This window comes from Buchnera aphidicola (Protaphis terricola), assembly GCF_964059145.1.
GTDB lineage: Bacteria > Pseudomonadota > Gammaproteobacteria > Enterobacterales > Enterobacteriaceae > Buchnera > Buchnera aphidicola_BP.
This window is the reverse complement of sequence record NZ_OZ060405.1, coordinates 405,950-426,071: the sequence shown is the minus strand read 5'-3', so window position 1 is coordinate 426,071 and position 20,122 is coordinate 405,950. Positions and strand designations below refer to the sequence as shown.

The window sequence follows — 20,122 nt, the reverse complement described above, 5'->3', positions numbered from 1 at the left end:
AAAGACTATAATCTTTAATTGCATTATTTAATTGTATTAATTTAATTTTAAAAATTTTTAATATATAAAAATTATATTTTCTATTTCTTTATATTCCATGTGTCTTTTAAACTAACAGTTCTGTTAAAAATTAATTTATTTTTTTTTGATTCAACAGAGTCTATACAAAAATATCCAATTCTTTCAAATTGAAAAGATAATTTTTTATAATTTTGATTTTCTATAGTTTTATTTATATTTTTTTCAATAAATCCATTTTTAATAATTATTGAATTAGGGTTTAAAAAAGATAAAAAATTTTTTTCTTGATCTGGATTATCTATATTAAATAATTTTTCATATAATCTAAATTCTGATGGAAAAGAATTTTTTACTGAAATCCAATGTATTACTGCTGGATTTTTTTTATTTATTGGTTTTTTTCCTAATGTATTTAGATTACAATAACATATTATTTGTATAATTTTACCAGACAAATCTTTTTCTATTTTTTCTGCTTTAATAATATATGAATATCTTAAACGTACTTCTTCACCAATTTTTAATCTTTTATATTTTTTTTCATATTTTTCTTTAAAATCTTCTCTATCAATATATATTGTATTAGTAAAAATAATTTTATGTGTGCCTAATTCTGGTTTTTTTGGATGATTTGGAACAATAAACGTTTCTTCATAGTTATTATCAATATTGTATAAATATAATTTTATTGGATCTAAAACAGCCATAGTACGTATAGATTTTTCGTTTAATTCTTTTCTAATACAATATTCTAACATAGAAAATTCTATTAGATTATTTTGTTTAGTTACACCAATTTTTTCACAAAAATTTTTAATAGAAGAAGGTGTGTATCCCTTTCTTCTTAATCCAGAAATAGTTTGTATTCTAGGATCATCCCAGTTGTTAATAATTTTTTTTTCAATAAGTATACTAATTTTTCTTTTAGATAAAACTGAATATTTTAAATTTAATCGTGAGAATTCATATTGTTTTGGACGATTTTTAATACTTATATTTTCTAAAATCCAATTATATAAACGTTTATTATCTTGAAATTCTAAAGTACAGAAAGAATGTGTAATACCTTCAATCGCATCAGAAATACAATGTGCAAAATCATACATTGGATAAATACACCATTTATTTTTTGTTTGATGATGTTCTTGAAAAATAATTCGATATAAAACAGGATCTCGCATAATTATATATGTAGATTTCATATCAATTTTTGCTCGTAAACATACTTCTCCTTCTTTGAAATATCCATTTTTCATTTTTTTAAATAATGTTAAATTTTCTTCAATACTTCTATTTCTATATGGACTATCTTTTCCAGTTTGAGTTAATGTACCTCTATACTCACGTATTTCTTCTTTTGTTAATTCATCTACATATGCTAGTCCTTTTTTAATTAATTCTTTTGCATATATATATAATTTTGGAAAATACTCAGAAGAGTAATGAATTTTTTTATTCCATTTATAACCTAACCATTTAATATCATTTTTAATTGCGTTAATATATTTAATATTTTCTTTAAGCGGATTGGTATCATCAAAACGAAGATTACAGTGTCCATTATATAAATTTGCAAGTTCAAAATTTAAACATATTGATTTAGCATGTCCAATATGAAGATATCCATTTGGTTCTGGTGGAAAACGAGTTCGTAATAACAAATATTTATTTTTTTTAAAATCTTTTTTAATAATATTGTAAATAAAGTTATTATTATATTTTTTAATTTTAATATTCATTTTTTCCTATAATTTAATTTATCTTTAATATAATTGAAAATTTTAATGTTTAATTTTTTAAAAATTTTTTATCTTAATAATTATATTGATAATTTATTTTGTTTATTATAAAATAAAAAAATAAATTATTTAAAATATTAAATAAATATTTTTTATTTAGCTACGTAGCTCAGTTGGTTAGAGCACAGCACTCATAACGCTGGGGTCATGGGTTCAAATCCCGTCGTAGCTATTATTGTTTTATTTGCGGGAGTGGCGAAATTGGTAGACGCACCAGATTTAGGTTCTGGCGCCGAAAGGTGTGCGAGTTCAAATCTCGCCTCCCGTATATTTTATAGTTTTTCTTTATTTTTGGGGTATAGCCAAGTGGTTAAGGCACCGGTTTTTGATACCGGCATCCCTGGTTCGAATCCAGGTACCCCAGCCATCTAATATTTTATTTCTATAAAACAATATAAAATGAAATTATAAAAAATATTAATTTCAAATAAATAATTTTTTAGATTTAAAATCTATTATTTTTTTATTTTAGAATATTTATATAAAATAAAATAGGTTTTTTATACTATGTATTTAAATCAATTAAAAAAAAAAGCAGCATGGGCAGCATTAAATTATATTGTTCCTGGAACTGTTATTGGAATCGGAACAGGGAGTACTGTTTCTTATTTTATCGAAGCTTTAAGTACAATTCAAAATTCATTCTCTGGTGTAGTTTCTAGTTCAAATGCTTCTACAAGATTATTAAAAGAAAAAGGTATTAATAATATTTTAAATTTAAATATTTTTTCTTCATTAGAGATTTATATTGATAGTGCTGATGAAATAAATACTAATATGCAAATGATTAAAGGTGGAGGAGGTGCATTAACTAAAGAAAAAATTATTGCAGGTATGTCTAAAAAATTTATTTGTATTATAGATGAAACAAAAAAAGTAAATGTTTTAGGGAAGTTTCCCTTGCCTATTGAAATCATTCCGATTTCGATATCTTTTATTTCAAAAGAAATAATTAAAATAGGAGGTATTCCTAAGGTTAGAAAAAATGTTATTACAGATAATGGTAATATTATTTTAGATGTATACAACTTAAATATAGATGATCCTATATCAATAGAAAAAAAAATAAATTTATTACCAGGAGTGGTTACCGTAGGTTTATTCGCTTTAAGAGGTGCAGATATTGTATTAATAGGAAAAAAAAAAGGTGTTGAGATCATAGAAAAATAAAATTATTAAGAAAGTATTTTTAATTAAATTTATTTTAAATCACCAAATTTTACTTGTAGTGCTGTTACTGCTGAAATTGCAGCCGTTTCTGTACGTAATATTCTTGGGCCTAATTTAATTGAAATAAATTTATATTTATTCATATTTTGTATTTCTGATAATGAAAAACCACCTTCACAACCAATTAATAATCTTATATAATTATTATATGTTAATTGACTAATACTAATTTTAGATTTTTGATTTAAAACAATTTTGCTTTCATTTTCATATTTTTTTTGACACCATATATTCATTTCCATAGGGTAATTAATTATTGGTACAATATTACGTCTACATTGTTGACATGCAGAAATGATTATATTTTTCCAATAATTAACTTTTTTTAAGATGTGTTTTTTGTTTTTATTAATATTACAATATTTAGAAAATAATGGAGTAATTACATTAACACCTAGTTCAACACATTTTTGAATAGAAAAATTCATTTTTTCATGTTTTGAAATCACTAATCCTAAATGAATAAATAATGGAGATTCAATATTTTTTTTCTCTTTATTTAAAATTAAAATAGTTACTATTTTTTTTTGAATATGTATAATTTTAGATAAAAAAATATAATTTGTATTATTAAATATTTCTAATTTATCTTGTATATTCATACGTAATACTTTAATTATATAATGCGTATTAGATATATCTAATATTATTTTTTCATTAATCATTAAATTATTATCGATATAAATACGTGGAATTCTATTTTTCATATTTTTTTAATAAAAAAATTTTTTATTGTTTACATTTTTTGTAAACATAATTATTGTGATTACCCTGAATTTTAAATATTTTATTTTCTCTTATACATTCCCATTTAGTTACAGGAAAATTAATATTCCATTTTTTAAATAATTGTTTTTCTTTTATAGATAATGGAATATTATACATTTTACTCATATAAAAGTAAGTTCTAGCTATTATACCCTTAGCTCGTTTTGGAGGTTCTATTAATCTTTTTTTAAAATCTATTTTTACATTACATTTTCCATATTGTTGTATATTATTATTCAATTCACTATACATAAAATTGGACCTATCTGCATTAATTTCTCCAATAGAAGGTTGTAAATTGTGTAAATCAAATTCAATTTTCTGGTAATTATAATCTTGTTGACATTTTTTTCTACCTCCATATTTCCAACATTTTTTTTGATGCCCAAATTGCCATGCTGGAACAACGTGTTCCCATTCAATTCTTTTTGCTCGATTAAAATTTTTACGGATTTTATAACCACATGATGATAAATCAGGTACTCCTTTTTTATTATTCCAAATAATTTTACATCCACAATAAAATGTTCCAGGAGCATTTTGATGTATTCTTACTGCTAAGATTTTAATTTTTTGAAAATTATGTGTATTTTTTTGTTGTATATTATTTTTTTTAATTAAAATTAAAAAAAAAATAATAGTACAGATAATAAATATTTTTTTTATCATTTTTTAATTCTTATAAAATTGTATTAATTATTTTAATTTTTAAAATAGTTTATTTCAGTATTATTATTTAATAAAAATATTAAAATAATTTTTATATATCTTATTTAAAAGATTTTATATAAAATTGGATTTAATTAAACATATATTTTACTTGTTTTAATAAATTTTTCAATGAAAAAAGGAATATACAGTATAATGAATGAATATCTTTTTACATCAGAATCAGTTTCCGAAGGTCATCCAGATAAAATTGCTGACCAAATTTCTGATGCTTTATTAGATGCAATTATTCAGCAAGATATTAAAGCAAGAGTTGCTTGTGAAACTTATATAAAAACAGGAATGGTTTTAATTGGTGGTGAAATTACTACTAATGCCTGTGTTGATATGGAAGAAATTACTCGAAATACTATTAATAAAATTGGTTATATTAATTCAGAAACAGGTTTTGATGCAAATTCTTGCGCAATATTAAGCGCGATAGGAAAACAGTCGCCAGATATAACTCAAGGAGTAGATCGATTTAATCCATTTGATCAAGGTGCCGGAGATCAAGGTATTATTTTTGGATATGCTACTAATGAAACTGATGTTTTAATGCCAGCACCTATTACATATGCTCATTTATTAGTTAAAAGGCAATCTGAAATAAGAAAAAAAAAGATTTTATCTTGGTTAAGACCTGATGCAAAAAGTCAAGTAACATTTCAATATAAAAATAATAGTATAATAGGAATAGATACAGTTGTTTTTTCAACTCAGCACCAAGAAAATATTCATCAAAATTTATTAAAAGAGTGTGTTATGGAGGAAATTATAAAACCAGTTTTGCCAAAAAAGTGGATAACAAAAAATACTAAATTTCTAATTAATCCTACTGGTCGATTTGTAATTGGTGGTCCAATGGGAGATTGCGGTTTAACAGGTCGAAAAATTATTGTAGATACATATGGTGGAATGTCTAGACATGGTGGAGGTGCTTTTTCTGGAAAAGATCCATCTAAAGTAGACAGATCTGCTGCTTATGCTGCAAGATATGTAGCTAAAAATATTGTAGCTGCAGGTTTAGCAGATCGTTGTGAAATTCAATTATCGTATGCAATTGGTATATCTAATCCTACATCAATTATGATTGACACCTTTCAAACTGGAAAAATTAGTAATCAAGCTTTAATTAATTTAGTTCGAGATATTTTTGATTTACGACCATATGGTATAATTCAGATGTTGGGTTTGCTTAAACCTATTTATTTTGATACGTCTGTATATGGACATTTTGGAAGGGAAAAATTTCCATGGGAAAAATTAGATAAAGTAGATGCTTTATCTCAATAAGTTGTTTGAAATATTTAATTTTTTATAGATATTTTTATACTATTATAGATAGTTATATAAAATTATTAATAATTTTTTCCCCATGTTAATTTGGCATGGGAGAATTGATTATTTTTTTTAAATAATCTTTTAAAGATAAATTTTCATTCTTTTCTATTTTTATTTGTTGATTATGTGATCGAATAGCTTCATATTCAAATTTTTTTTTGTTTGTATTAAATTTAAATTTATCAATAAAATTTTTGTGATATTTATTAGCTAAATATAACCCTTTTTGTTTAATTTTATTTTTTTTAACGAATAATTTTAAAAATTGTTCTGAATAAGTTAGTTCTGGATATTGAAAAAAAAGTATTTTTTTATCACATACTTTTTGATATTCTGAATTTTTTAATTGATTATCGAAAATTTTAGCAATTTTTTTTAAATCTTGAAATATTCTTTGACCAATATATTTTAGTTCATATTTTTTTTCTTTATTAATATAAATTTTTTGATTAGGTTTTCTCCCTTCAAAAATAATTTTATTCCAATTTTTATTGATAATTAAAAAATCTGTTTTTTTTATTTTAGGAGCTTTAATTAAAGCACACCAAATTAAAAATAAGTCTAATAAAAGTATTTGATTTTTATTAATTCCTATTGATGAAAATGGGTTTATATCTAAAGAACGTATTTCTATATACTCAATTCCTTTTTTTTCTAATTCACTTAAAAGTGATTCACCATAATTTATTTTTCTTTTAGGTCTAATTTGTGTGTACAATTCATTTTCTAATTGTAATATATTTGTATTTAATTGTTGTAATTCACCAAATTTATTTTTTATACCTAAATTAGAAAATTTTTTTGAAGGTGTTTGCATTATTTTTTTTAAAGATTGAATATATGATTGTAAATCGTTTAACTCAATATTTAGATCGATATTAGAAATATTTGTATGTCCAAGATCACTAATTCTTAATGAAGTAGCCCATGGTAAATATAATATACCTTCTTTATTTTTTTTAAATTTGTATTTTTTATTATTTAAAAAATGTTTTGATATTGCAGGTGATGCTCCAAATAAATATGGAACAATCCAACCAAATTTATAGTAATTTCGGATTAAATTTAAATATCCATCTGATATATTTTTTTTACCCCAGAATGTTTTTGGCAATGAAAAATTATAATGAATACCTGAAATAGTATGTTTTAAATCACCATATCTTAATTTTAAACCTTTTCTATAAAGTGTTTTGAATTTTCCATAGTTAGAACTTCCATATTTTGCTATTTGAATTTTTGTTGATTTTTTGTAAGAATATGGAATACTAAAAGGCCACATTCTTTCTTTTTGGTTTTTATATGCTACAAAAGAATGCAAATCTTTTAAAAATTTTAATAGATAATTTATATTATTGGTAGTAGGTGTAATAAATTCTAATAAATTTTCAGAAAAATCAGTTGTAATCCATGTATTAGTTAAAGCTGATCCAATTTCATATGGATGATTTTTATTAGAAAAATTTCCATTTTTTTTAATTCTTAATGTTTCTCTTTCAAGGCCTCGATTAATATTTTTTAATATTGATGAGTTGTTTTCTAACCAAGTAATTTTTTTTGATATATCCTCTATCAATTTTTTCTCCTAATTTAAAATTTAAAAATTATTTTTTTCAGGATAATAATTTCTTGGTAGAACTTTTTTATCTGCATCCGGAAGGATTCGAACCTCCGACCGCTCGGTTCGTAGCCGAGTACTCTATCCAACTGAGCTACGGATGCAGTTTTAATAATTCGGTGAAAGAGGGATTCGAACCCTCGATGCAGAGTTTTTCTACATACTCCCTTAGCAGGGGAGCGCCTTCATCCTCTCGGCCATTTCACCTATTTTTTTATTAGTTTTAATTTTACTTTTTTTTAAATATAAGTCAATTTTTTTTTAAAAAAAAGTAAGAATAGTTACAATGCATCCTACTTAAAATACGTAAGATGCAATATTTATATAATTAATTTTTTTGTTGTTTTTTTTCAGTTTGAATACGTTGATATATTTCTTCACGATGGACAGAAATTTCTTTAGGGGCATTTACACCAATACGAACTTGGTTTCCCTTAACTCCTAGTACTGTTACAGTTATTTCATCGCCAATGATTAATGTTTCGCCAACTCGACGAGTTAAAATAAGCATTCTTTGTTCCTTGAAATAAAAAAGTTCATTCCATCTAATTCCTGGATTTTAAAATAATTAAAGACTAAATTATAGATGAGAAAAAATTAAAATAATATATTATTTTTTCTTTTAATATTATATACTAATGTAATTTTAATAGGTATATTAATGCTATAATTAATTTATATATTAAAATAATTTAAACAGATTTTTCTTTTATTTTTTTTATTTTTAAATTAATCCATATATTAATAATTTTTAAAACTTTAGATAAATTATTTTTATTTAAAATAATACCTTCAGCAATTTCTTTTTTCCCCCCTCCTTTTCCATGAGTGTATTTTATAAAAATATTAATAATTTCTAATGCATTGATATAATGAATTAGATTTTTTGTAACTCCTATAGTTATATAAAAATCAGTATTATTCTTGTTTATAAAGATAATTATTGCATTTTTTAAATCTTTTTTTAATTGTTTTATTATTGATTTTATTGATTTTTTATCATAATCTTGAAATATATGAATTAGAAGTTGAACTCCATGTATATTTTTAATATTTTTAGTTATTTTTTTAATTTGATATATATTTTCTTTTGTTTGAAATACATGAACTTTTTTTTCTAAATTTTTAACTTTAATTAAAAGTTTTTCTATTTTTTCTTTAATATTATTACTTTTAGTTTTTAAAGAAGTAGATATATTTTGAATATCATTTTCTCTAGTATGTAAAAATTTTATTGCGTTGATTCCTGTTGTTGCTTCTATTCTTTTAATTCCAGATGATATACTTAAATAATTTATTATTTTGAATAGTCCTATATTTCCAGTTCTAGAAGTATGTGTTCCACCACATAATTCTATAGAAAAGTTTTTTATGTTAACTATTCGTACAATAGAATTGTATTTTTTTTCAAATAATGCAATTGCTTTTTGCTTTTTTGCTTCTTCTAAAGTAGAATATTTAGTTGTAATTAAATTATTTTTACATATTTCTGTATTTATAGTATTTTCAATTTTTTGTAAATTAGATAAGCTAATATTTTTAGGATATGAAAAATCAAATCTTATATGTGTATTACTTACTAAAGAACCTTTTTGAGTAACTATATCACCTAATACTTTTCTTAATGCAGAATGAAGTAAATGAGTAGCAGAATGATTTATTTCAATCTGATTTCTATAAATTGTATTAATTTTAGTATATAAAAAATTATTAATTTTAAATTTTCCTGTAACTAATTGACCAATATGCCCTATTGTATCTCCATATTTTTTTGTATTTTCAACTAAAAATCGTGAATTTTTATAATATAATTCTCCTATATCTCCTATTTGTCCCCCAGATTCTGGATAAAAAGATGTTTTATCAAGAAAAATAATTCCATTTTCTCCTTCTGAAATACATGAAACTGATTTTTTATTTACATAAATATGTTTTATTAATGATTTAATTAAATGTTTTTTATATCCTTTAAAAATACAATTATCATTAATGTTGATTATCTGATTATAATTTTCATAAAATTTATTTTTTTTATTTGATTGTTTTTTTTGTTTTTCTTTTTCTAAATAATAGCTATCAAAATCTATTTCAATTTTTTTTTCACGACAAATATCAGATGCTAAATCAATAGGAAAACCGAAAGTATCATGTATATAAAACAAAGTTTTTCCAGAGATTTTTTGATTAGAAGTTTTATTAAGTTCTATATTTAATATTTTTATTCCTTTTTCAAGAGTTTCTGAAAATTGCATTTCTTCTATTTTAACTATTTCTTTGATTTTTAATTCTTGATCTTTCAAAAATTTAAAGTATTTACTCATATTTTGAATAAAATTAGGTATAATTTTATAAAAGGATTTTTTTTTAATTCCAATTTTATATGCATGTCTTAATGTTCTTCTGATAATTCTTCTTAAAATATATCCTCGATGTTCATTTGATGGAATTATATTTTCATAAATAAGAAAAACAAAAGCTCTAATATGATCAGAAATTATTTTTAAAGAAGTTTTATTTATTTGTTTAATATCGCTAAAATTATATATTATTTGAATTAATTCTTGGAATATATCAATTTTATAATTTGAATTTACATTTTGAAGAACTGAAGCAATTCTTTCTAACCCCATTCCTGTATCTATTGATTTATATTTTAGTGGAATGATTTTTTCTGAATTAATTCGATTGTATTCTATAAATACAATATTCCAAATTTCAATAAAATTTTGATTTTTGTTTTTTAAAAATTCTGAAAAATTATTAGAGTTTCCTGAAGTATAATTATAGAATATTTCAGTACATGGTCCACAAGGACCTGTATCACCCATTTGCCAAAAATTTTCAGATTTGTATTTACAATTTTTTTTATCTCCTATCTTTATAATATGTGTAGATGGTACTTTGATAATATCAATCCATATTTTATATGTTTCTTCATCATTTTTATATACTGAAATCCATAGTTTATTTTTATCAATATTAAACCATTTTTTACATGTTAATAATTCCCATGCATATATAATTGCTTCTTTTTTAAAATAATCATTAAAACTAAAATTTCCTAACATCTGAAAAAATGTATGATGTCTTTCAGTGTATCCAACATTTTCTAAATCATTATGTTTTCCTCCTGTTCTTAAACAATTTTGTATAGTAGCAATACGAGAGTATTTTTTTTTTTTGGGATTTAAAAAGTAACTTTTAAATTGATTCATGCCTGCATTAGTAAATAATAATGTTGAATCATATGTTGAAACTAAAGGACTACTAGGAATAATAGTATGTCCTTTTTTTTTAAAAAATTTTAAAAATTTATGTTGTATTTCATTAGTTGTGTTTTTCATATTTTTTAATTTTTGTTTAAAATAATTTAAATTATAAATATATTTTAAAATAAAACTGATTATTTAACTTTAAAGTAAAAATTTTTAATATAAAAAATATTTATTATTCTGAAATATTTTAAATATTATTAATTTGAATAATTTTATCTATTTTTTGAGCAGTATCGAATATTTTTAATTTAATAAAAGCTAGTTTCATGTATTTTAATGCTTTTATTGATGATATAGTTTCTGGAAAATTTTTTATTATTTCTTCACCTCGATTAATTACTGCTATATATTTTTTGTTTTTAAAATAATATTTCAATATTTGAAGATTATATTGCCCTAAACGTTGTTTTAAATTGAATAAATCTTTTTTTATATTTACAATATAAATACTTTTAGGATAACGAAATAAGAAATCTTTTAATTGAAAAAAAGCTCTTTTTGCATATATAGGATCACTTTTATAGTTTTGTATTAAAAAAGTTTTAAAAAAAATATTTTTATCTAATGCTATGTCTATTAAACTTTTAATATATAAAACATAATCTATGTTTAAATGTTTTGGATATAGTTGAATAAATTGATTTATATTTTTTTGAGCCATATTAAAATTTTCAATTTTATAATAAGCATAAATTAAATTAATTTGAATTTTATCAGAGTAAGAAGTATTAATATTATTTTTTTTCATACTTTCTAAATGTTGTATTGCCTGATAAAATTTTTTTTCTTTCAATTCATTTCTACAATATTTATAAAATATTTTTTCTTTAATCTTTTTATTTTGTTGTATATTTTCTGCATATCCTGAGAGATGTATTGATAATAATATAAAAATAATTAGGATGTTTTTTTTACACATAAGATATTTTTCTATAATTGAATAAAATTTTATATTAATAATATTAATTAATTATATAGAATATCATATTTTATACTAATTAAAGATTTAGATTAAATAAAAAAAATGATAAGGATTTTTTATTGAAAATAAAAGAATTAAATGTATTAGCGCCTTATACTAATACTAAAGGAAAAAGATTAGATCAAATAATTTCTAATATCTTTATACAATATTCTCGATCTTGTTTAAAAAATTGGATTCTTATGGATCATGTATATGTTAATGGAAAAATAGAAAACAAACCTAATAAAAAATTACTAGGCGGTGAAAAAATTACTATTTATCCAATTGATCAAAAAAAAACATTTGATTCGCCAGAAAATATTTTTTTAAATATTATTTATGAAGATAATCATTTACTAGTTATAAATAAATCTTCTGGTTTAATAGTTCATCCCGGAGCAGGAAATAATAATGGAACAGTTTTAAATGCATTATTATATCGTTATAAAAATAGTAAATATTTACCACGTTGTGGTATTGTTCATCGATTGGATAAAAATACAAGTGGATTGATGATTATTGCAAAAACAATTTTTTCGTATTATTTTTTAGTTAAATTATTAAAAAATAAAAAAATTATTCGTAAATATCAAGCTATTGTTAAGGGTAATATGATTTCTGGTGGTACTATTAATTATCCTATAATGCGACATCCTTGTAAAAGAATCCGTATGGTAGTTAATCCGTTAGGAAAACCTGCTATTACGCATTATAAAATTATTCATCGTTTTAAATTTTATACACATATTTTATTACAATTAGAAACAGGTCGTACACATCAAATTCGTGTTCATATGGAATATATTAAATATCCGTTATTAGGGGATCCTGTATATGGAGGAATTAATTATTCTAATAGATATTTTAAAAAAAAATGTTTTTATGAAAAAATAATTTTTTCTCGTCAGGCATTACATGCACATTATCTTGAATTTTTACATCCAATTACTAATAAATTAATGAGTTGGGAAATTGATTTACCTCTAGATATGAAGAGTCTTATTTTAAATTTAAATACAAAATTATAAAAAATTTTTATAAATTTATTTTAAATATATAAAAAAGTTTAAAGAGTTGATAATTTTATGTCAGAAAATTTTATAGATATGAAACTTTTACTTGATTATACTAAAGATAATCAAAATAAAATTATAAATAAACCAATAGGTTTATTAATTAAAAAATCTTTAGAGAACTATTTATCAGTTTTAGATAATACTAAAAATATTAATAATTTATACTCATTAGTATTATCTGAATTTGAAAAAATTTTATTAGATGTTATTATGCAGTATACGCGTGGAAATCAAACAAAAGCAGCTTTTATAATGGGTATAAATCGAAGTACTTTAAGAAAAAAATTAAAAAAATATAGTATGAATTAATTTTTTTTAATTGCACTTTCTATAAATTTTTTTTATCTACAAGAAGGTGCAAATAATTTATATATTTTTATAATCTTTTAGAAATAGTTTTTAATGCACAATAATATCCATATATTCCTAATCCTGAAATCACACCATTAGAAATATCAGAGAACCATGAATGAGAACGAAAGTCTTCTCTATTATAAATATTAGAAATATGAACTTCAATAAATGGTATAGAGACTGCAATTAAAGCATCTCTTATTGCTATACTAGTATGAGTAAAAGCTGCAGGATTTATTATAATATAATCAATATTGTTTTTTTTAGACAAATGTATTTTCTCAATTAATAAATATTCTGCATTAGATTGTATATGACTTAATGATATATTTAATTTTTTTGCTTTTTTTTTTAGTTTTTCAATTAAATCTGATAAATTGTTTTTTCCATATATATTTGGTTCTCTTAAGCCCAATAGATTTAAATTAGGTCCATTAATTAATAAAACATTTTTTTTATTTTCCATATTATTCTCAGTAATAAAAATTAAATAAAGAAATATTTAACTTTATTTTATAATAAATTAATAAAATTATAAATATTTTATAAAAAATATTTTTTATTTGTTATTTATATTTTATAATATTATTTTATAATATATATAATATTATTTTTTATTAAGTGAGTTCAAATGACATTGGAATTAGTTACTGAATCTTTATTAACTTCAAATAAAATAAATCGTGAAGATATTTTAACAATATTAGAAGAAGTTTCTGTTAATAATTTAGATTATGGAGATTTATATTTTCAATCACATATTTATGAATCCTGGTCTTTAGAAAAACGAATTATTAAAGAAGGTTCTTATCATTTAGATCAAGGAGTTGGTATTCGAGCGATTTCAGGTGAAAAAACTGGTTTTTCTTATACAGATCAAATATCAATCGATTCAATAAGAAAAAGTGCAAAAATAGCTAAAAGCATAATTGATTATCAAGATAAAAAAACAAAAAAAAAGAATTTTATAGAACAAAAGAAAAATAATTTTTATGATATTTTAAATCCATTAGAAAAATTTAGTTCTAGTGAAAAAATTGATTTACTTTATAGAGTAGATCATATTGCACGTAGTCTTGATCATCGTGTAGTTGAAGTTAGTGCTACTTTAAATGGGTCTTATGAAAAAGTTTTAATTGTATCTACTGATGGAAATTTTTCTACAGATATTAGACCTATGGTTGGTTTTTCAGTAAATGTTTTAGTAGAAGACAAAAATCATCGAGAATACGGGAAAAGCGGAGGTGGAGGTCGAACTAATTATAGTTTTTTTTTAAGTAAAGATGATTATTTTGAAGACATTAGAATTGATTATTGGACTAAAGAAGCTGTCCGAATAGCTTTATTAAATTTATCTGCAAAAGAAGCTCCTTCTGGAACTTTCCCTGTTGTTTTAGGATCAGGTGGACCTGGAGTTTTATTACATGAAGCTGTAGGACATGGTTTAGAAGGTGATTTTAATAGAAAAGGTACTTCAGTTTTTTCTAATATGATTGGTCAAAAGGTAGCTTCAGAGTTATGCACTATAATTGATGATGGGACAATAAAAAATCAACGTGGATCATTAAATATTGATGATGAAGGAGTTTCAGGACAATATAATATACTAATTGAAGATGGAATTTTAAAAAAATATATGCAAGATAAGCTTAATGCACGTCTTATGGGATATGAACCAACTGGAAATGGTCGTCGTCAATCTTATTCATATTTACCAATACCAAGAATGACAAATACATATATGTTATCTAGGAATTTTAAATTAGAAGATATTATTAAAAGTATTAATTATGGTATTTATGCTGTTAATTTTTCAGGAGGTCAAGTAGATATTACTTCTGGACAGTTTGTTTTTTCTACTTCTGAAGCATATTTAATAAAGAATGGTAAGATATCAACTCCAATTAAAAATACTACTTTAATAGGATCTGGATTAGAAGTTATGAAAAAAATTTCTATGGTAGGAAATGATTTAAAAATGGCTGAAGGAATGGGTATATGTGGTAAGGAAGGTCAAAATATTCCTGTTGGTATAGGTCAACCAACTATTAAAATAGATGAATTAACTGTAGGTGGAACAGATTATTAATTTTTAAAAATAATAAATATTAGTGCAGTCAAGAATAACGTCATGACTGCATATTAATTATTCTAAAAAAATATTTATTTAATTTTTTCTTTAATTCTTGCAGACTTTCCAGTACGTTTTCTTAAATAGTATAGCTTTGCTTTTCTAACTAGTCCTTTTCTTTTAATAATAATATTTTCAATATTATAAGAGTGAGTTTGAAAGACTCGTTCTACAGCTTCTCCGTTTGAAATTTTTCGGACAGTAAATGATGAATTTAAGGATCGGTTTTTTAATGCAATTACAGCTCCTTCAAAAGATTGTAAACGTTTTTTGGTACCTTCTATTACCCATACTTTTACTTCTATTGTATCTCCGGGTTGAAAATGAGGTATATTTTTTTTAAGTTGTTCTTTTTCAATTTCTTGAATTATATTATTCATTTTTAATCTCTATAAATTATTTATATATTTATAAAATATTTTTATTTTTTTAGTTTTTTAAGTTGATTTAAAATTTTTTTTTCTTCTTGATTTAAGTTTTTTTTTAATAATAAATCTGGTCTTTTTTCTAAAGTTTTTTCTATAGATTTTTTTAGACGCCATAAACGAATTTTTTCATGATCACCAGAAAGTAAAATTTTTGGAACTCTCATGTTATAAATATTTTTGGGTCTTGTGTAATTTGGATAATCAAGTAAATCATTATATAACGATTCTTCTTTTATTGATTTTTTTGTAATAACTCCAGGAATAAATCGAGCAATAGCATCTATTATTACCATTGCAGCTAATTCTCCGCCAGTAAGTATATAATCACCTATTGACCATTCTTCATTTATTAAGCAATCAATAATTCTTTGATCTATTCCTCTGTATCTACCACATATAAAAATAATTTTTTTCTTTTTAATTAATTCTAAAATTTTATTTTGTTTAAATTTTTTTCCTTGTGGCGATAAGTAGATCACTGTTGCATCTTTTAGTAAAGATTTTGCATGTTTAATTGCTAACCACAATGGTTCTAAACTTATTAACATTCCTGGTCCTCCTCCATAAGGACGATCATCTATAGATTTATATTTATTTTTAGAAAATTCTCTTAAATTTAAATATTTTAGATCAATTTTTTTTTTTGAATGGCTTTTCCAGTTATTCCATAATGATTAATTGCATTAAACATTTCTGGGAATATTGTAATAATACAACATGATATTATTATTTCATTATCTTTTTTTTTAATTTATGAATCATATTTTTCATTCCATTCTACTATGATTATTTTTTTTTGAGTGTCTATATGTTTAATTATTTTTTGAACAACAAATGGAATTAATATATTTTTTTTTTCTAAATTATTTTTTATTATAAGTACATCATTATATTTAGTTCGTATTAAATGAATAACTATACCTAAATATTTTTTTTTTGTATTAAATATTTTACATTGAATAATATCATTCCAATAGTATTCATTTTTTTTAAGTATAGGTAATGTACTTTGATCTATAAAAATATGTATATTAGTCCATTTACTTGCAGTAGTACGATCTATAATATTATTTATTTGAATAATAAAATTATTATTATGTGTTTTCCATTTATTTAAAAAAATAATTTCCCATGTTTTATTTTTTAAAATAAACCATGGAAAATAATTAAATATTTTTTTTTTATTTTCAGTAAAAGAAAAAAAATTTAACCAACCTAATATTCCATAAGCTTTTCCTATTTTTCCAGATAAAATAGGATTAATTGGTTTTTTTAATTTAATATTTATAATGTTTTCTCATTTTTTTTAAATGTTTTGATAAGTTTTTTCGAGCGTTCTGAAATTTGTGCTCCGTGTTTTTTCCAATACTCAATACGACTAATATTTAATTTTATAGAAGTAATTATATTTTTAGATGAAGGATCAAAATATCCTAATTGTTCAATAAAACGACCATCTCGAGGAAAACGGCTATCTGCTGCTACTATTTTATAAAACGGTCGTTTTTTATTTCCATATCGAGCTAATCTAATTTTTATCATATTATCCTCTTATTTAAAATAAAGAATTATTTTACAAATATAAACTTATTTACATAAATATATTATATATTTTAAAATTATCTAGGTAATATATTTTTTATATTACGAATTATTTTACTAATTCCTCCATTTTTAATTTTTTTCATAATTTTTTTTATATCATTAAAATTTTTTAATAATTTATTTATATCTTGAATTTTTGTTCCAGATCCTAATGCAATTCTTCGTTTTCTAGATCCTCTAATAATTATTGGATTTTTTCTTTCTTTAGGTGTCATGGAATATATTATTGCTTCAATTCTATTTAATGCGTTTTCATCATTTTCTAATAATGAATTATTAGATATTATTTTATTATTTGAAAATTTATCTATAAAATAATTTAATCCTCCTATTTTTTTCATTTCTTTTATTTGTATTAAAAAATCGTTTAAGTTAAAATCATATCCTTGTTTAAGTTTTTTGGTTAAATTTTTAACCTGAGATTGATTAATTTTTTCTTCAATATCTTTAATTATAGATATAGTTTTATTCATACCTAAAATTTGATCTGCTATTCTTTCTGGATGAAATTTTTCTAAATTTGTTAATTTTTCTCCTGTTCCTATAAATTTAATAGGTTTTCCTGTAATATAGCGCATAGATAGTGCAATTCCGCTTCTAGAATCACTATCAGTTTTTGTTAATATAATACCTGATATAGATAAATATTGATTAAATTTTTTCGCCATGTTTACAGCATCTTGTCCCATCATAGAATCTACAATTAATAATGTTTCAATCGCTTTAGATACATTTTGAATTTCTTTTATTTCATTCATCATGTTTTTATCAATATGTAAACGACCAGCTGTATCAATCAATAAGATATCATATAGTTTTAATTTAGCATGTTGAATTGCATTTTTTGTAATAATAATTGGTTTTTGATTTATATTGGATGAATAAAAATCAATATTAATTTGATTAGATAAAATTTCTAGTTGTTTTATGGCAGCAGCACGATATACATCAACAGATGTCATAAGTATTTTTTTTTTATATTTTTCTTTTATCCATTTTGCTATTTTTGCTATTGTAGTAGTTTTTCCAGTTCCTTGTAAACCAACTACTAATATTATAGCAGGTGGATATGTAGATAAATTTAAACAATGGTTTTTTTCACCCATAGCTAAAATAAGTTCATTTCTTACAATTTTTATAAATTCTTGACCAGGAGTTAAACTTTTATTAATTTTATATCCAATTGATTGCTCTGTAACATTTTTTATAAAATTTTTTATTACTGGTAATGCAACGTCAGCTTCTAATAATGATTTTCTTACTTCTCTTATTGTATCTTTAATATTTTCTTCTGTAAGTCTCCCTTTATTAATAATATTACGAAAACTTTTTGAAAGACGTTCTGCTAAGCTAATAAACATATTTTTACTCATTTTAACAAATATTAAAAGATATTAAATATTAAAATTGATTATTAAATTATAAAAATTTTTTGATATATATTAAGAAAATATATTATTAAGATATTTTTGTATTTTGAACAGGATAACAACCTAATATTTTTACAAAATTAGTTATTTTTTGAATTTTTTTAAAAGTTTTTTGTATAATATTTGATGATATATGTTCTTCAACATCAAAATAAAATATTTTTTCTGTTTTATTTTTAAAAACTAATATTTTTATAGAAATTTGTTTTTGTTTAAATTTTAAAATTATATCATCTATTTTTTTTGATTCTTTTTCTAAAATAAATAATAATGTTGTTTTTACTTTTATATTTGAAAGAATTTTGGAAGGTGTTTTAGATAAACAAATAAACCTTGTTATATTATTAATTTTATTTGATATATTTTCATGTAAAATTTTTAATCCATAAATTTTACTACCTATTTTACTTCCTATAGCTGCATTATTATTTTTGTTTTTTTTGATGACTGTTTTCATGGCTTCAGTAGTACTATTAATATATTTAATTTTCCAATGTGGGAATTTATTAATAAAGTTACTACATTGTTTAAATGGTTGTTGATGACTATATATTGTTTTTAATGTATTTAATTCAATTTTTTTTATACCTAATAAACAATGATTTATATGTATATTAATTTCTCCAACAATAAATAAATTTATATTTTTTAAAGTATAAAAAACTTCATTAATTGGTCCTGAACAATTATTTTCTATTGGTAAGATAGCATAATTTGATTTATTATTTTCTACAGATTTTACAACTTCTTGAAAGTTTAAACATGATTTTTCAGTAAATTTTTTTAAATTATATTTTGCATATTTGCATGTAGCTATATGGGAATAAGATCCTTGGGGACCAAGAAATGAAAAAATATTTTTATTATTTTTATTTTTTTTTAAAAATGTTTCTTGAGTCAATATAGATTCTTCAATAATTAAATAAAATATCCGTTTTATATAATCAGAATTTAAATTTTTCTTTTTTGCTAAATTAATTAGTTGAGATAATAATTTTTTTTCTCGATCTATATCACGTATAGGTTGATTATTTTTTATTTTAGACTCTGCAATATATAATACTAATTTTTTTCTTTGTGCTAATAATGTAACTATTTTATTATCAATATTATTAATTTCACTTCGAAAATGTAATAAATTTTTTTTAGACTGCATAATTTATCTTACCTATAAAATATTTGATATGTTAATTTCAAAATAGAATATTTTGCTTAATTAATATTAATTTTTAGATATAAAAATAATGATAAATTATATAACATACTTTTTTTATACTGAAATTTTTTGTTTTAAATAAAAAAATATTATTTATTAATATTTATTTAAATATATTGAAAAATAATCTTTTGTTCAATTAAAATTAAGTAATT

At 21.7% G+C, this 20,122-nt stretch carries 18 protein-coding genes, 5 tRNA genes and 1 pseudogene; 8 read left to right on the top strand and 16 right to left on the bottom strand.

Annotated elements, in window-relative coordinates; translation table 11 throughout:
* Positions 1 to 80: 80 nt before the first annotated feature.
* Positions 81 to 1,760, bottom strand: coding sequence for a glutamine--tRNA ligase (gene glnS / locus AB4W67_RS02015; RefSeq protein WP_367682378.1), 1,680 nt, complete (start codon positions 1,758 to 1,760; stop codon positions 81 to 83).
* Between the two features lie 158 nt (positions 1,761 to 1,918).
* Between glnS and AB4W67_RS02010 the strand changes: the two genes are divergently transcribed.
* From AB4W67_RS02010 to rpiA, 4 genes are all read left to right on the top strand, one after another.
* Positions 1,919 to 1,992, top strand: a tRNA-Met gene (locus tag AB4W67_RS02010).
* A 14-nt stretch (positions 1,993 to 2,006) separates the two neighbouring features.
* Positions 2,007 to 2,088: transfer RNA gene (locus AB4W67_RS02005), tRNA-Leu, on the top strand.
* A gap of 24 nt (positions 2,089 to 2,112) precedes the next feature.
* A tRNA-Gln gene (locus tag AB4W67_RS02000) sits at positions 2,113 to 2,187 on the top strand.
* A 140-nt stretch (positions 2,188 to 2,327) separates the two neighbouring features.
* A complete protein-coding gene (gene rpiA, locus AB4W67_RS01995; protein WP_367682377.1) occupies positions 2,328 to 2,990 on the top strand; it encodes a ribose-5-phosphate isomerase RpiA in 663 nt (220 codons plus the stop codon).
* Positions 2,991 to 3,019: 29 nt separating this feature from the next.
* On the opposite strand, the gene AB4W67_RS01990 is transcribed toward rpiA, so the two are convergent.
* Together AB4W67_RS01990 and AB4W67_RS01985 are read right to left on the bottom strand one after the other, a co-directional pair.
* Positions 3,020 to 3,757, bottom strand: a complete 738-nt coding sequence (locus tag AB4W67_RS01990) for a 16S rRNA (uracil(1498)-N(3))-methyltransferase (protein ID WP_367682376.1) — start codon at positions 3,755 to 3,757, stop codon at positions 3,020 to 3,022.
* Positions 3,758 to 3,779: 22 nt separating this feature from the next.
* Entirely contained in the window at positions 3,780 to 4,487 is a 708-nt protein-coding gene (locus tag AB4W67_RS01985; protein WP_367682375.1) for an endonuclease, read from the bottom strand.
* A gap of 195 nt (positions 4,488 to 4,682) precedes the next feature.
* Between AB4W67_RS01985 and metK the strand changes: the two genes are divergently transcribed.
* Positions 4,683 to 5,822: a methionine adenosyltransferase gene (gene metK / locus AB4W67_RS01980; protein ID WP_367682374.1), complete on the top strand. Its 1,140-nt coding sequence runs from the start codon at positions 4,683 to 4,685 to the stop codon at positions 5,820 to 5,822.
* Positions 5,823 to 5,907: 85 nt separating this feature from the next.
* On the opposite strand, the gene gshA is transcribed toward metK, so the two are convergent.
* The 6 genes from gshA to AB4W67_RS01950 form a co-directional block, all read right to left on the bottom strand.
* Entirely contained in the window at positions 5,908 to 7,446 is a 1,539-nt protein-coding gene (gshA, locus tag AB4W67_RS01975) for a glutamate--cysteine ligase (protein WP_367682373.1), read from the bottom strand.
* A 72-nt stretch (positions 7,447 to 7,518) separates the two neighbouring features.
* A tRNA-Arg gene (locus AB4W67_RS01970) sits at positions 7,519 to 7,592 on the bottom strand.
* Between the two features lie 13 nt (positions 7,593 to 7,605).
* Positions 7,606 to 7,695 (bottom strand) — tRNA-Ser (locus AB4W67_RS01965).
* Positions 7,696 to 7,816: 121 nt separating this feature from the next.
* Positions 7,817 to 7,999 (bottom strand): carbon storage regulator CsrA, encoded by a 183-nt coding sequence (csrA, locus tag AB4W67_RS01960; RefSeq protein ID WP_367682372.1) that lies wholly within the window; start codon positions 7,997 to 7,999, stop codon positions 7,817 to 7,819.
* Between the two features lie 181 nt (positions 8,000 to 8,180).
* Positions 8,181 to 10,832, bottom strand: a complete 2,652-nt coding sequence (alaS, locus tag AB4W67_RS01955) for an alanine--tRNA ligase (RefSeq protein WP_367682371.1) — start codon at positions 10,830 to 10,832, stop codon at positions 8,181 to 8,183.
* Positions 10,833 to 10,950: 118 nt separating this feature from the next.
* The gene (locus tag AB4W67_RS01950; RefSeq protein ID WP_367682370.1) at positions 10,951 to 11,682 is read right to left on the bottom strand and encodes an outer membrane protein assembly factor BamD; all 732 of its coding nucleotides are present in this window, start codon (positions 11,680 to 11,682) and stop codon (positions 10,951 to 10,953) included.
* A gap of 122 nt (positions 11,683 to 11,804) precedes the next feature.
* Between AB4W67_RS01950 and rluD the strand changes: the two genes are divergently transcribed.
* Complete coding sequence (gene rluD / locus AB4W67_RS01945; RefSeq protein WP_367682369.1) at positions 11,805 to 12,755, top strand: 23S rRNA pseudouridine(1911/1915/1917) synthase RluD; 951 nt, start codon at positions 11,805 to 11,807, stop codon at positions 12,753 to 12,755.
* Positions 12,756 to 12,812: 57 nt separating this feature from the next.
* Positions 12,813 to 13,112 (top strand): DNA-binding transcriptional regulator Fis, encoded by a 300-nt coding sequence (gene fis / locus AB4W67_RS01940; protein ID WP_367682368.1) that lies wholly within the window; start codon positions 12,813 to 12,815, stop codon positions 13,110 to 13,112.
* Between the two features lie 67 nt (positions 13,113 to 13,179).
* Here fis and aroQ read toward each other — a convergent pair whose 3' ends face one another.
* Positions 13,180 to 13,623, bottom strand: coding sequence for a type II 3-dehydroquinate dehydratase (gene aroQ / locus AB4W67_RS01935; RefSeq protein ID WP_367682367.1), 444 nt, complete (start codon positions 13,621 to 13,623; stop codon positions 13,180 to 13,182).
* Positions 13,624 to 13,788: 165 nt separating this feature from the next.
* On the opposite strand from aroQ, the gene tldD reads away from it, so the two are divergent.
* Positions 13,789 to 15,246 (top strand): metalloprotease TldD, encoded by a 1,458-nt coding sequence (gene tldD / locus AB4W67_RS01930; protein WP_367682366.1) that lies wholly within the window; start codon positions 13,789 to 13,791, stop codon positions 15,244 to 15,246.
* A gap of 74 nt (positions 15,247 to 15,320) precedes the next feature.
* Here tldD and rplS read toward each other — a convergent pair whose 3' ends face one another.
* The 6 genes and pseudogenes from rplS to AB4W67_RS01900 all read right to left on the bottom strand — a co-directional run bounded on the left by rplS (position 15,321) and on the right by AB4W67_RS01900 (position 19,907).
* Entirely contained in the window at positions 15,321 to 15,668 is a 348-nt protein-coding gene (rplS, locus tag AB4W67_RS01925) for a 50S ribosomal protein L19 (protein WP_367682365.1), read from the bottom strand.
* Positions 15,669 to 15,709: 41 nt separating this feature from the next.
* Positions 15,710 to 16,467, bottom strand: a pseudogene (gene trmD / locus AB4W67_RS01920) (tRNA (guanosine(37)-N1)-methyltransferase TrmD).
* Positions 16,468 to 16,956, bottom strand: coding sequence for a ribosome maturation factor RimM (gene rimM, locus AB4W67_RS01915; RefSeq protein WP_367682801.1), 489 nt, complete (start codon positions 16,954 to 16,956; stop codon positions 16,468 to 16,470).
* A 44-nt stretch (positions 16,957 to 17,000) separates the two neighbouring features.
* Positions 17,001 to 17,258, bottom strand: coding sequence for a 30S ribosomal protein S16 (gene rpsP / locus AB4W67_RS01910; protein ID WP_367682364.1), 258 nt, complete (start codon positions 17,256 to 17,258; stop codon positions 17,001 to 17,003).
* 77 nt (positions 17,259 to 17,335) lie between these two features.
* Positions 17,336 to 18,682, bottom strand: coding sequence for a signal recognition particle protein (ffh, locus tag AB4W67_RS01905; RefSeq protein WP_367682363.1), 1,347 nt, complete (start codon positions 18,680 to 18,682; stop codon positions 17,336 to 17,338).
* A 97-nt stretch (positions 18,683 to 18,779) separates the two neighbouring features.
* The gene (locus AB4W67_RS01900) at positions 18,780 to 19,907 is read right to left on the bottom strand and encodes a chorismate mutase (protein WP_367682362.1); all 1,128 of its coding nucleotides are present in this window, start codon (positions 19,905 to 19,907) and stop codon (positions 18,780 to 18,782) included.
* Positions 19,908 to 20,122 lie beyond the last annotated feature (215 nt).

Excerpts from the sequence above, each read along its gene's own strand:
- AB4W67_RS01950 (WP_367682370.1), bottom strand. The coding sequence starts at position 11,682 with ATGTGTAAAAAAAACATCCTAATTATTTTTATATTATTATCAATACAT.
- tldD (WP_367682366.1), top strand. The coding sequence starts at position 13,789 with ATGACATTGGAATTAGTTACTGAATCTTTATTAACTTCAAATAAAATA.
- rplS (WP_367682365.1), bottom strand. The coding sequence starts at position 15,668 with ATGAATAATATAATTCAAGAAATTGAAAAAGAACAACTTAAAAAAAAT.
- rpiA (WP_367682377.1), top strand. The coding sequence starts at position 2,328 with ATGTATTTAAATCAATTAAAAAAAAAAGCAGCATGGGCAGCATTAAAT.
- AB4W67_RS01990 (WP_367682376.1), bottom strand. The coding sequence starts at position 3,757 with ATGAAAAATAGAATTCCACGTATTTATATCGATAATAATTTAATGATT.
- AB4W67_RS01985 (WP_367682375.1), bottom strand. The coding sequence starts at position 4,487 with ATGATAAAAAAAATATTTATTATCTGTACTATTATTTTTTTTTTAATT.
- csrA (WP_367682372.1), bottom strand. The coding sequence starts at position 7,999 with ATGCTTATTTTAACTCGTCGAGTTGGCGAAACATTAATCATTGGCGAT.
- fis (WP_367682368.1), top strand. The coding sequence starts at position 12,813 with ATGTCAGAAAATTTTATAGATATGAAACTTTTACTTGATTATACTAAA.
- alaS (WP_367682371.1), bottom strand. The coding sequence starts at position 10,832 with ATGAAAAACACAACTAATGAAATACAACATAAATTTTTAAAATTTTTT.
- aroQ (WP_367682367.1), bottom strand. The coding sequence starts at position 13,623 with ATGGAAAATAAAAAAAATGTTTTATTAATTAATGGACCTAATTTAAAT.
- glnS (WP_367682378.1), bottom strand. The coding sequence starts at position 1,760 with ATGAATATTAAAATTAAAAAATATAATAATAACTTTATTTACAATATT.
- metK (WP_367682374.1), top strand. The coding sequence starts at position 4,683 with ATGAATGAATATCTTTTTACATCAGAATCAGTTTCCGAAGGTCATCCA.
- AB4W67_RS01900 (WP_367682362.1), bottom strand. The coding sequence starts at position 19,907 with ATGCAGTCTAAAAAAAATTTATTACATTTTCGAAGTGAAATTAATAAT.
- rpsP (WP_367682364.1), bottom strand. The coding sequence starts at position 17,258 with ATGATAAAAATTAGATTAGCTCGATATGGAAATAAAAAACGACCGTTT.
- ffh (WP_367682363.1), bottom strand. The coding sequence starts at position 18,682 with ATGTTTATTAGCTTAGCAGAACGTCTTTCAAAAAGTTTTCGTAATATT.